Annotated in this window: 9 protein-coding genes; 3 read left to right on the top strand and 6 right to left on the bottom strand. The window is 27.1% G+C overall.

The window, feature by feature from the left end; translation table 11 throughout:
- Positions 1 to 235: 235 nt before the first annotated feature.
- The 6 genes from B3W71_RS18790 to B3W71_RS18765 form a co-directional block, all read right to left on the bottom strand.
- Complete coding sequence (locus B3W71_RS18790) at positions 236 to 1273, bottom strand: PTS sugar transporter subunit IIC (RefSeq protein WP_346890467.1); 1038 nt, start codon at positions 1271 to 1273, stop codon at positions 236 to 238.
- A 231-nt stretch (positions 1274 to 1504) separates the two neighbouring features.
- Positions 1505 to 2362, bottom strand: a complete 858-nt coding sequence (locus B3W71_RS18785; RefSeq protein WP_346890466.1) for a response regulator — start codon at positions 2360 to 2362, stop codon at positions 1505 to 1507.
- Positions 2334 to 3671 (bottom strand): ATP-binding protein, encoded by a 1338-nt coding sequence (locus tag B3W71_RS18780; RefSeq protein ID WP_346890465.1) that lies wholly within the window; start codon positions 3669 to 3671, stop codon positions 2334 to 2336. The genes B3W71_RS18785 and B3W71_RS18780 overlap by 29 nt, the downstream gene beginning before the upstream one ends.
- Before the next feature lie 437 nt (positions 3672 to 4108).
- Positions 4109 to 5323, bottom strand: coding sequence for a hypothetical protein (locus B3W71_RS18775; protein ID WP_346890464.1), 1215 nt, complete (start codon positions 5321 to 5323; stop codon positions 4109 to 4111).
- A gap of 731 nt (positions 5324 to 6054) precedes the next feature.
- Positions 6055 to 8115: a methyl-accepting chemotaxis protein gene (locus B3W71_RS18770; protein ID WP_346890463.1), complete on the bottom strand. Its 2061-nt coding sequence runs from the start codon at positions 8113 to 8115 to the stop codon at positions 6055 to 6057.
- A gap of 321 nt (positions 8116 to 8436) precedes the next feature.
- Positions 8437 to 9063 carry a VanZ family protein gene (locus tag B3W71_RS18765; protein ID WP_346890462.1) on the bottom strand — a complete coding sequence of 209 codons (627 nt, stop codon included), beginning with the start codon at positions 9061 to 9063 and terminating at the stop codon, positions 8437 to 8439.
- A 352-nt stretch (positions 9064 to 9415) separates the two neighbouring features.
- On the opposite strand from B3W71_RS18765, the gene B3W71_RS18760 reads away from it, so the two are divergent.
- From B3W71_RS18760 to B3W71_RS18750, 3 genes are all read left to right on the top strand, one after another.
- Positions 9416 to 9802: a hypothetical protein gene (locus B3W71_RS18760; protein ID WP_346890461.1), complete on the top strand. Its 387-nt coding sequence runs from the start codon at positions 9416 to 9418 to the stop codon at positions 9800 to 9802.
- Positions 9803 to 10470: 668 nt separating this feature from the next.
- A complete protein-coding gene (locus B3W71_RS18755; protein WP_346890460.1) occupies positions 10471 to 11139 on the top strand; it encodes an ABC transporter ATP-binding protein in 669 nt (222 codons plus the stop codon).
- Complete coding sequence (locus B3W71_RS18750) at positions 11132 to 13003, top strand: ABC transporter permease (protein WP_346890459.1); 1872 nt, start codon at positions 11132 to 11134, stop codon at positions 13001 to 13003. The genes B3W71_RS18755 and B3W71_RS18750 overlap by 8 nt, the downstream gene beginning before the upstream one ends.
- The last annotated feature ends 11 nt before the right edge of the window (positions 13004 to 13014 follow it).

Here is a 13014-nt window from a genome sequence, read left to right as displayed (position 1 = left end):
CACCCAACTATATTTGTTCCCTTTAACTGAGTTTTATATTATTTATATAAAACTCTCTCTTTAAATTTAAAATCTCACTTATTTTATACGAAATACTAGTAAAATTTAGTTTAAGTCCATATAAGCTCAGACGAAGTTAAAATATTTATGAATACCTTATAATAAAAAACTACACACCCCAACTTCATATGAGAATGTGTAGTTTTAGAACCACAATATGTATTTATATATATCCTTATGATGCTTGTTCCATAGCTTCCTCATCAAGTTTCTTTTCTTTCTTTTTTTCAAGCGCTCCAAATATTTTTGATCCTATATATCCTGCTGATATCCCTCCTATTGCTGAACATATAAGTGCTAATATAACATTTATAGGATTATTGAAGGCAAAAGGAGCTAACAATCCTGGAATTGGTGATGCTGTTCCAGGTGCATTATTTATTATTCCAAAGTAAGCTGCTCCTATACCTGCTAAGCCTCCACCAAAAAAGTTAGAACAATAAATAGGAACAGGATTTTTAGTTATTATGTCTGCTTGTGTCAATGGTTCTAACATAACAGCTATCACATTACTTGCATTTCCAAGTTTTAATTTTTTGAATATTATTCCATTAGTGAAAGATCCTCCTACACATGCTATTGATGCTATCCCCATTGCTAGGCCTTGTAATCCTAACATAGCTGTTATTGCCATAGAACTCAGGGGAGATGTACAAATCATTTTCATTATTCCACCAAGTAAGAATCCCATTACAATGGGAGATTGTACTGATGCTACTGATATCATATTACCTATATTAAGTAATGTAGCATCAACAACTGGATTTATCATCATAGCCAAAAATCTAGCAAATGGTGCTATTAATATTGCTCCTATAACTATATCTAACCCTTCTGGCAACTTTTTTTCTAATATTGGTGCTACTAACCCTATTATATATCCTGCAAAAAAACCAGGAAGTATACCATATCCACCTAATGCTACTCCTCCCACCACTGCATAAACTGGATTAACTCCCATTGAAATAGGAACTAAAATTGCCGCTGCAACTCCTCCCATTGTTCCAGATATTGTTCCAACTTCACTCAAAAATCTAAGACCTAAGAAATCTCCGTTTATATACTTATGAATTGCTTCTACTAAAAATGTTGCTACTGCTGCATTAGCTAAGCCAGACATAGCTTTACTACCTTTAGGAGCTTTCATACTAAAAAATGAAAAAAATACTAGAGTTACTAATAATAATCCAATACCAGTAATAACATTTAACAAAATAACACGTCCTTTCAAAACCATCTTCATAATTTTTAGAATTTTCTAATTCTAGTTTAAACCCGTTGTTTTTAAAAGTTTCAGAAAGTTTCGAAAAATAATATTTACTTTGTTGCTCCTTATCTGATTTCTATTTAATCTAATACTTTAGAATCTATAAGCTGGATATAATAATCTCTTTACTTCTTCATTCCTTGAATTAACTTTTTATAAATAATTAATTAAATTTAATTATTTTTCTTTATCACAATATATTATTAATCCTTCTAAGAATTTTTTTACATTTACCTTCCCGCCCTCATTTCTCTTACCTCTAATAAAATCCATCTGTCTCTTTATCTCTTCAAAATTATATAAGCTAGTAGAGTATTCTAAAAATGTTTCATTCATATAATCTTCTATTCCTAAGTTAGCTAAACTTTTCATTCCAATTAACGCTGTTCTTCTAATTCTTTGCTCTATAGATTTATAATTTTTATTAAACATAGTTAACAATTCTTTTAATGTAAATTCTTCTAAATTTATATCTTCTTTTATTGAATACAACAATATATTTTTAATATCCTTACATCCCACTTCACCTATAATACCTATTCTTTTCATCACGTAATTAATATTTTCTTCACTATTTTTTATTTTATTTTTAGTATCTACATCCTCATAAGACTCCAAGTTATTAATGTTAAATACTTCCTCTATTTTACTTAACTTTTGTTCAACCTTAATTTTATCACTAACTTTTTTTATAACATTTTCTACTTCAATAGCATTTATAGGCTTATTAATATAAAATTCCACACCATTTTCATAAGCTTTCCCTATAATATCTTTAGTGGCAACTTGAGAAATCATAATAAACTTTGATTTAACAAAATTCTTTTTGCAATGGTTTACTACGGTTATTCCATCTCTTAAAGGCATTAATAAATCAACTAAAACTATTTCTGGGTTTATTTTTAATATTTGTTTTTCACCTTCCATGGGGTTTGTACAAATTTCAACAACTTTGCCTAATTGTCTATCTTCTATAATTAGCTTTAGAATTATACCAATATTAATATCATCCTCTACAATTATTATATCCATCATTAAAATTCTCCAACTCCTTTTGAGGTATGTATATATTAAATTTAGTTCCTTGCTTCTCCTTTGATTCCACTTCAATAAAACCACTTAAACTCTTATATGTTAATTCTCTAATTATACTTAAACCTAGTCCCCTATTTATATTACCTGTTTTATAATTTATCTTAGTAGAAAAACCCGGTGAAAATATATATTTTATTTCACTTTCTTTTATACCTATCCCATCATCTTCAACAGTAAATATATAGTATGGAATATCTTTTATCCGGTGTTCATATTGATACACATAAATATTCCCCTTATCTTTAATTGCATCAATAGAATTCATTATTAAATTTCTTAAAATTGACATAATACAATAGTGATTTCTTGTATAAATATCCTTTTTGTATTTTAAAAATATCTTAACCTTTTTATTGTCTCTATTTATTTGTACTTTTAAAGAGTTTTGTAATATATCATATATTTCGCTTAAATAAAGTCCTTTATCTTCTTTAGTATTCTCTAATACCTCTTCAAGTCCTCTTAATGCTAAGAGATTATCTTTCTTTATTTCATGAATATTCTTCGCTATATCTAAGGATTCTTCTGCCCATGTGTCACTATCTATATTAGTACTTATATTAGTGTATAAATTATATGCATCACCCATTAATTTCTCAGTACTTTTCATGCTTTTTTCCATCCAATATATCTCAGTTTTTAACTTGGATGTAGTATATAATAGCCTTTTATATCTATTATCATGTTCTTTCCTTAATATAAATATTTTATATTTTGCTGTAATATTAAGACAAATCCATATAATTAAGGACCTTAATAGTGCAATTAAAATTAATCCTAATATTAATTCTATATTAATTTTTTCTGCATTTATGAAATGTCTAAATAATATTTCTATAAAGTTCCCTAAAAAATCGGCACCTAGACATATTATAAATATTTTATTTATTCTCTTATCATACACCTTACTTGTAAATAATTTAAAAATTGCGAAATATGTAAGATAAAAAAATATCTCTGGGAAAAAAATTTTCATTCCATTACTTAAAGCCTCTAGTTCTAACCTAAAACTAAAAAAATAGGTGCAAACTCTTATAAAGTAAACAGACATGGCAGATAAAAATCCAATTTTTATTATATTAATGTTTTCTAATATATAGAAACATATTGGTAATATTATAATTGCCAAAGATATTCTAAAGTTCGACATTACTGATTCAAAAAACACTTGCGATAATAATCCTATTATCATTGATATTAATATTGAATTTTCATAAGAACTATTCTTTATATTATAATTTAAATTCATAATGTCCCCTTAAATATTTAAATTTTTATCACCTAAATAATCATATCCTACTACAATTATAACATCATCTGCAGTAAATAAATAAATTTATTATATAAATAAGTGACCTTCATCATAGACCTATGCCTTATATGTAGTTTCTGCTCGTCGAATCTGAGTTTTGCCACCAACTTTATTAAAATTTCACATCACCGTGAACACCCTTTGCTTAAACTATGCACTTGGCACTATCAGCTCACGTTCTTAACTTCCACTCGTTAGATTATACCCATGTAGGGTTCACTTAAAAAAGCTTATTCCCGTACAATACAGAAATAAGCTTTTAGATGCATAGTCTTTTTCACAACGTCCTTCAAATACGTTCCACTTTACTTCCCTACTGGCCCTTATTTTATCTACTTAATTCTTAATTTTTATCTTGAGTAAATTGAATAAGTTTAAATATTTCTCTCTATTAAAGATGATGCTTCTGTCTTTCCTTCAAGAATATAGTCAAATGGAAATGCAAATTGAAGATATTTAAATACCCAATTGTTATTTTCTTTAATAAGTACACCTTCCAATCTAAATGGCCAAATATATTCCTCACCTCTAGCATTTTCCTTGAAAGTTTCAGCAATTCTCCTTCTGATGTTAAAGAGTTTCTCTCTATCATCCAAATCCCTTTCAAATATATCTTTTATTATATCTACAGTATTTCTAAGTGCATTTTCCTCAGTAATTACTTTTTTCATAGTACCTCTTATAATTATCCAAGCTACATCTTCATTAAAATCAACTATACAATTTTCATTATCTAGCTTTATTTCATCATAATATGCTCTATGATTTTCTATTAAGTTCTTAATTTCTTCTTTACTAATGAAAATCTCTTTATTGGTATTAGCAACAAATGGGCTATGAGAAGTAAAATATCTATGAACTATATCATCTACTTCTATATCCTTGCTTAAATAATCCCTATTAAAATTTTTAATAAGATTTATAACTTCATTTTTTATAGTCTTATTTTCACCAGAACATGCCTCTAGTTTTTCTAGTTTTTCCTTAAGTTCATCTATATTAGGACTATCTTCAATTCTTACTTCTGGTAAATAACCCACTACAGGGAAAGAAAATTGCATATGCTTTATAATCCATTTATCTGCTTTTTTAATTAATACAAAGGAAATACGTATATCCCATAGATAATCTCTTTGAATACTATCTCTCTGAGTTAACAAGTGACACAGCTTCCAATTTATTTCTGTTAGTTTAGCCTTATTAGACTTTTTACCATCAGAAGAATTTTCATCAAAATACTCTTTAACATATCCCAAGTAACGTGTATATGTTTCGCTTCTACTATTAAAAGAATACTTAACTATACCTGGAGTATATATTACTGCTGTATTTTCAAGTTCTATTATAGTCGCTTCATCTATTTTAACTCTTAAATCTCCCCAATATTCCCAGTCACTTAAAAATATATCTTTAACCTCATCATATCCTATACACCACTCCCCCTCGCAAGTACCTATCACATTTACACTTTCATTTTTATCAAATAATTTATCCATAAAACTATCTATTTTATTGATATCTCTTTGTACATAACCTTCATTAAATATACTTAATATTTCCTTTAATTCATTATTTACTTGTCCTTTCATACCCTCATACCCCTTATCCTATTTATTTTTTTCAATTTTACCTATCTAATTTAAAGGGTTAGATGTTTTACTTCTTCAACTAAACTAAAAAGGCTATAATAAAGCAATGCTCTATTACAGCCTAAAAATATCTACAATAATTTTACACAACAAAAATATACTAAATAAACTCAGAGTATCCTATAAAAGTTATTCTACTTATTTCAACTTATATTACTTAAATAATATTGAAATCTTCATACTCTTACTAAATATAATCTTAAATAAGTTCATCCGATGACTACCCGCTCTAATACTCCCATCTTCTTCAAAGTGAGAGTAAAGAGCGGCTACGGCCCTGGATAACGATTTCTAGGCTTCAGCGGGAGTAAAAACTCCCTCTTAAACAAAGAACTCTGTTTATTATAATAATTAAAGTGTAAAACAAGGATTTTAATTTTAGTACTATAAATTTCACATTCTCTACTTGCAAAACTTTGAAAGAAGCACAACAAATAAACCTAAAGAATTAGGTAATTCAAAACTTCTTTTGCATTAATTTTTAATTAAAAATTAATTAGCAAGTAGTAATAATCATCTTATAGCACCTCCTAGTATAATATATATAAATTTTACCAATAAAATACTCTAAAGTCAATATTGTTACAAATTATACTTCGACAAAAGAAAAACTATGAGTATTATTAATTTAATACCCATAGTTTTTCTTTTATGTTGGTAAACTTTTAGATTTATATTTTAAACTTCTGTACCATCTCATTTAGTCGTTGTGCAAGTTCAGCCTGACTTTGTGCCGTTTCAGCCACTTGTTCTATTGCTTTTGTAGTTTCATCCATATTTTCTTTTATAACTTCTGCCTTTTCACTAGATTCTTGTGAAGATTGAGCCATATTTTGAATTGCTTCGTTTACTTGCCCCACTGTTGCTGTAATTTCTTGTGACATAGCAGCTATTTCTTCTGACATATTACTTACAAAGTCGGAATCACTATAATACTGTTTACCTGTCTCCTCATATTTATCATAGTTTTTCCTTATATCTGTATCAATGAATTTTAATATATCGTTACCAGTTTCTATACTTCTATTAAATATTTGTTTCACTGATTCTATAGTATTTTGTATTTCTACTACAGCTCCAGAAGATTGTTCTGCAAGCTTTCTTACTTCATCTGCTACCACTGCAAAACCACGTCCTTGTTCTCCTGCTCTTGCAGCTTCAATAGCTGCATTTAGAGCTAGCAAATTAGTTTTAGCTGCTATAGAGGATATAGTATCTGCCATAAACCTAATACTATCTATTACTGAACTTTCTTCTATAACTTTTTTCATATTAGCTTTCTTTTGAATACATAACTCTTTAGTTATTTCCTTTACCTCTTTACTATTATATTGTACCTTGCTGGCTCTTTCTTTAGCTTCATTTGCATTGTTGCTTCCTTCCATAGCCCTTGAAGATAGTATATTTATACTTGAATCCACTTCCTCAATAGATGCACTTATTTCCTCTGTATTAGCACTAGATTCTTGCATTCCACCTGCTATGACGTTTATGGCTTCATTAATATTTTCAGTTTTAGCTGCTAATTCTCCAACAGTTGCTGAAAGTTCTTCAGAAGATGCACTCATATTTTCAGAGTTTTCCATTATAGCTTTTATGATAGAGTGAATATTTTCTATCATCCTATTTAGGTGGTTACTCATTTCACCAAATTCATCACTACTTTTTAGTTTTAATTGTTCTGTTAAGTCACCATCTGCCATCTTCATAGCAAAACTATTAACTTTTTTAATATTTTTTCCTATATAATTTGCAAATAGTAATATAATTATAGCTACTATTAAGATTGAAATTATCATTACAACACCTATTTCATATCTAAGGGAATAAATTTCCTGATAAATTTCTTTCTCTGGGATACATACAGAAATAATCCACTCAGTATTAGGTATAGTCTTGTAATAAACCCTTTCAACGCCATGGTCATCCTTAAATATTCCCTGACCATTTTTATCTGATAAAATTTTCTCACCTAAAGCTGCCAGCGTAGAATTTTCATCATCTTTTATATTAGTTTTCATCATTTTGGATTCATCTTCACTGGCGATATATAATCCATTTTTGTCTATTAAAAATGCTCTTCCTTTATTACCTATTTTTATATTTTTAACGTTATCTTGTAAAGTAGATAAATTTATATCAGCTGTAGCAACTCCAATAAAATTATTACTTTCATCATAGAATGGAGATGTACATGTCACCATAAAAGCTTCTGCAACATCGTCATAATAAGGTGTTGACCACTCAACACTTTTCTTAATATCTTGTCCTATTTTATACCAATCACTTAATTTATAATCAGTCTTACTATATTCATCTGAATAAATAGCTTTATCATTAACCTTATAAGCATAAGGTCCAAATAGCTCTATATCTTTATTATACTTAAACGGCTCAAACCAAACTCCAGCTCCAAAAGTCTCATCATTTGTCTCAATTAAACTTTTTAATAACTCTTCATAATTATCCTCAGTTAAATATGATAAAGAGCTCTGTACCACTTTAGCCAAACTTTCTGATATTTTTTGATGTCTTTCAAGACTCTTCTCAATTTCCTGTGACTTTTCGTTCAATTTACCATTCATATTTATTTCAAGCTCACTATTTATTATTTTTTTTGAACTTGAATAACACATATAACTTAATATGAGCATTGATGCTATAACTACAGGAAGAAGTAATAATATCATCTTTGTTTTGATACTTTTAACTTTTATATCCTCGATTTTCATAATTTCAACTCCTTATATATTCTTTCTGCATACTTTAATATATCATTGCCCTAGTTATCCACTATGTAAAATGTAGTAAATGTATACATTAATGAAACTATCTAAACTGAATACAACGAATATTGTCATTTATAATAAAAAACCCAGTTCTTTATTTATCGTAACAATTCAACAAATAGATTAGTATGATTTATTAATATTTAAATTTTATTAAAATTTCTACATTAAAACTTGCTTATAATCCTAGATTACACTAGGTAATATTAGTAAATATAAAAAAGCTTATGTCTTATATTTTATCTATATAAGACATAAGCTCTTTTATTGATTTATAGCATTGCTCCCATTTTCTTTACTTAGACTTCGTAATTTATACTTATCAAAGTGTTTTTTAATACACTTATCATAAATTATAAATCCTAACCAAGCACCTATTGTATTAAGTAAAATATCATCTATATCAAAAGCTCTTCCTCTATTTCCAATAAAGCTTGAAAAAAGCTGCAAGCATTCTATACTAAATGATAAACAAAGTGCAAATACTACTGTATTTCTGGCTTTCTGTAACTTTTTCCATAGCATAGGTAACACTAAACCTAAAGGAAACATTAGCAGTATATTTCCCATAATATTCTTTATCCAGAACATTATCATAAAGTTATGCATATTAGGATCATTAGTTATGTTTGATACTTCTTTAAAAGTTGCTATAACTGGTACAAGATTAATAGACACCCAGTACCCATTCTCACTTCCTAGCTGTATGTTTAAGGGAAATAATGTAACACCTAGTAGACATAATATATAAATAAAAAATATATTTAAACCTATTTCTCTATTTATAGATTCTTTGTTTTTCTTTTTAAGCTTCCAACTAACTACTCTTGTAACTATCCAAATAGGTACTACTAAAATAAATAAAATTTCCTTCTCTATCCTAATTCCCATGTTGACCCCTCACTTTTATTTAATATTATTTTAAAGCTTATGTGCTTTTTCTAATTTAACCAAACTCAAAGAATGATTTTAAAATCTACTAATAACCTTTTAACTTTTTTACAATATACCTCCTTACGTATCAAATCATTTTCTATAATCTTACATAAAAAAAGTTTATATGTCAATTTTATGTAACATATTGAGAAAAAAACTTTTCTCCATAATAATACATTCTATACAGCTATGTAGAAAAATAAGTTTTTTTTTATATTGAATTCTAATAAAATACAAGTATAATACTATATATACAAACTTTTACAAAATATATATTGTTTGTAATATCATAATAAGGGGTGTTAAAATGAAAAAAAAGACAATTTTAAAATCTTTAGCGATTTCAGGTGTATTAAGCGTTTTTTTAACAATTAGTGCCTATGCTGCAGGAGGAGAAAATTATTCTATTTCTTGGAATTTCAATTCAACTCTAACTGGTCAAACTAGATCATTCTCTGGTAACTCTATTAAACTTACTGGAACGAGTTCATCTCAAAGTACTGGTAACTTTAATGTTACATTGTATAGAAATGGGGCATTTAGTGACACAAAAATAAGCACTAACGTTCTTCCGAAGAACGGAACATCTACTGTGAGTTGGGGAAATGTTGGAAGTGGAAAATATTATTTATACATGGCTCATTCACCGTATGACTTCTATATAAATGGAACTGGAGTCTTTACTTCATACTAAATATAACTATTTATTAAATGTAAATTTCGACATATTAATAAACATAGCATATAAATTTATAATATGCTATGTTTATATTTTATCTTAAGGAGTTGTTATTATGTTAAGAAGAGTTCATATTCCTATTATTTTGACCTATATAATCATATTTACTTTTGTTCTATATAAAAATCTAAAAAAGAACAAAGAGATACCACATATAGTGGTTATTTGTATTTTATCTCTATTTCTTTTTTATTACTATACAGAGAATTTCTTGCCATTTCCTATTGAAAAAGATACAATTGAATTATTTAAACATAATTCTTACTATATTATTAATTTTATTCCTTTCAAGTACCTATATATGTTATACACCAAAGTCTCTTTGCATGCTATAATTACATACTTATCATTCAAATTAATTTTCTTTGTTCCAATAGGTTTTCTACTAGGTTATATCTGTATATTATCTCCAATATACCATAAGTTTTTTATTTCTTTTTTCATTCCACTCCTTTCTATGTCAGGAAAAATTTTATTATCTATAATTTTAGGATATACATTTAAAAATATTTTAATCGATGATCTTATTATAGAAACTTTATTAATTTTTAGTGGAATAAAAACATATACCTTATTAAATTTAAAGTTAATACCAAGATTAAAGTATAAGAGAGGACTTAAAGATGAGTATTATAAAAGTTAATAATCTTTATAAATCTTATGGTGAAGCTGATATAAACAAATTAGAGATATTAAAGAATCTTGATATTGAAATTGAAACTGGTGAATTTATTGCTATTTTAGGTCCTAGTGGTTCAGGAAAAAGTACATTCTTAAATTTACTTGGAGGAATGGATTCCCCTGACTCAGGTAAAATCATTATAGATAATATAGATATTACTACACTTAGTGATAATGATTTATCTGATTTTAGATTAAATAAAATTGGCTTTATATTTCAATTTTTTAACCTCATTCCCATTCTTACAACAAAAGAAAATATCTCTCTACCTAATGAAATAAGAAATAAGAAAAAAGACAAAATTTATATTGATATGTTGATAAAAAGACTAGGACTAAAGAACAGAGAAGATCATTATCCTTCACAATTATCTGGTGGAGAGCAGCAAAGAATTGCCATAGCAAGAGCTCTTGTAAACAAACCAGTATTAATTTTAGCCGATGAACCAACTGGTAATTTAGATTCTAAAAGTTCCATGGATGTAGTTCAGCTTTTAAAAGAATTATCCATAGAAATGAATGTTACTATTATAATGATTACTCATGATAAATATATAGCAAGTTATGCACACAGGATTCTTAATATGATAGATGGAGTTTTATATGAATAGTTTAAATAAAATAGCCAAAAATAATGTTTTATTCAATAAGGGTAGGAGCATTATAACCTGTATATCTATAATAATATCTATTGCTCTTATGGTTTCAGTGGATATTCTAATAACTTCAAGTAAAAAAGCTGCTGAAGTATATAGTACTAATATTGATAAAACACCTTTAATTTTATATACACTATCACTTATTGTTGGTATTGTAGTAATCATATTCATTTACTCAACCTTTAAACTATCAGTAGCGGAAAATACAAAATTATATGGAACATTAATAGCTATAGGCTTAAAAAGAAATAGGTTATTTAAATTAGTGATTTTACAAGGACTAATATATAGCATAATTTCAATACCTACTGGATTAGGTATTGGTTTTCTTATGAGCAAAATTTTTTTAGCTCTTTCTAATAATTTCTTGATATATAGTTCTTTAAGTTTTCCAGTTATATTAACTTCTCATTCCGTAATATTAGCAATAGCCTATGGACTAACATCTATTTTAATCTCACTTTTTCGCCCTGCCATTATAGCTTCATCTGTAGCTCCGATAAATGCTATAAACAACCCTAATTCCTTTGAATTGCTTTCTTCTAATAGCTGTGTTCCAAAAGTTCTATGTAAATTTTTAAATTATAAATGGAGATTAGCACTGACTGATATCTTTAGTAATAAATCAAAGTCTTTTTTTATAGTCTTAGTCCTTTCAATAAGTTTAATTTTAGTAACTATAACTTCTTCTATTTTAGGATATACAGATGAATTTGGTGAGAAATCTAAAATTAATACTTTTGATTTTGAAGTGATCAGTAAATATAACTTTTCTGAGGAGTATATTTCTTATTTATCTGAAAATTCATTGATAGATTCTGTAAACACCTTAGAGAATCTTTCAATGTTCTATAATGTAAGTGAATCTATTATAAACAAGAAACACCCGTCTTACGAATACATACCATTTAAAGATGGTGTAGGTACAATATTATCAAACCTTATATCTTTTGATTATGAGCTGTTAAATGATAGTAAAAATTATATAGAATCTGGAGTGATTGATACTGAAAATCTAGATGACGGTGTTATTGTATATATAAATGATTCACGGATAGACACAATAAATAACAGTATAGCTCATGAGAAGTTAGTTAACCTAAAAGTTGGTGATAAAGTATTTTTAGAATCTTTTCCACCAGAACATAATACGTATATAGGCCAAGTAAAAGCCATAGTAAATTCCCTTCCTTATGTACCTAGTGCACATATTGAAGATGATGTTTATTTTGTTGTATCTGATAAAACTTACGATAAAATTCTAAACAAATCTGGAACAAAATGTCTAGGTATAAAATTGAAAGATAAAGCTAATGAAGAAGATTTAGAAAACTTTCTTCAAATGGAATTAGATAAAAGCAATATATCCGAGTTTAATAATAATATAGATTATAAAAGAAAACTTAAAAGAGATGCTGAATTTATAAAATATTTCTTTTTATTCTTTTCCTTTATGCTATTCTCTGTCGGTATTATAATAACTATTAATATGATGGTTGGAAATATCATTACAAAATCTAAGCAATTCTCCATATATAAAGCTATTGGAATGAAGAAAAAACAGATTAATAACATTATTCTTAATGAACTAATTGTTTACATGTCCTCCTCACTATTTATTGGAATAAGCTTTGGTATTCCTTTAAGTAAATTTGCTTATGATAAATATGTTAAAGTAGATCTTATTAAATTATATACCTATCCCTATTTTGAAGTAGGTCTATATATAATACTAATGATTATTTCCATGCTGATAGCCTATTTTATATCAATAAGACAAGTTCATAAATCAATGAATATCAGAGAAGGATTCTAAACTATAAAAAT

It is taken from the genome of Clostridium sp. UBA1056, from assembly GCA_002316385.1.
Classification (GTDB): Bacteria; Bacillota; Clostridia; order Clostridiales; family Clostridiaceae; genus Clostridium_J.
The sequence above is the reverse complement of the archived record's forward strand: the minus strand, read 5'-3'. Positions and strand labels throughout refer to the sequence as shown.

Coding starts and splice junctions, on each gene's coding strand:
- B3W71_RS18760 (WP_346890461.1), top strand. CDS start 9,416: ATGAAAAAAAAGACAATTTTAAAATCTTTAGCGATTTCAGGTGTATTA.
- B3W71_RS18750 (WP_346890459.1), top strand. CDS start 11,132: ATGAATAGTTTAAATAAAATAGCCAAAAATAATGTTTTATTCAATAAG.
- B3W71_RS18775 (WP_346890464.1), bottom strand. CDS start 5,323: ATGAAAGGACAAGTAAATAATGAATTAAAGGAAATATTAAGTATATTT.
- B3W71_RS18785 (WP_346890466.1), bottom strand. CDS start 2,362: ATGATGGATATAATAATTGTAGAGGATGATATTAATATTGGTATAATT.
- B3W71_RS18770 (WP_346890463.1), bottom strand. CDS start 8,115: ATGAAAATCGAGGATATAAAAGTTAAAAGTATCAAAACAAAGATGATA.
- B3W71_RS18755 (WP_346890460.1), top strand. CDS start 10,471: ATGAGTATTATAAAAGTTAATAATCTTTATAAATCTTATGGTGAAGCT.
- B3W71_RS18765 (WP_346890462.1), bottom strand. CDS start 9,063: ATGGGAATTAGGATAGAGAAGGAAATTTTATTTATTTTAGTAGTACCT.
- B3W71_RS18780 (WP_346890465.1), bottom strand. CDS start 3,671: ATGAATTTAAATTATAATATAAAGAATAGTTCTTATGAAAATTCAATA.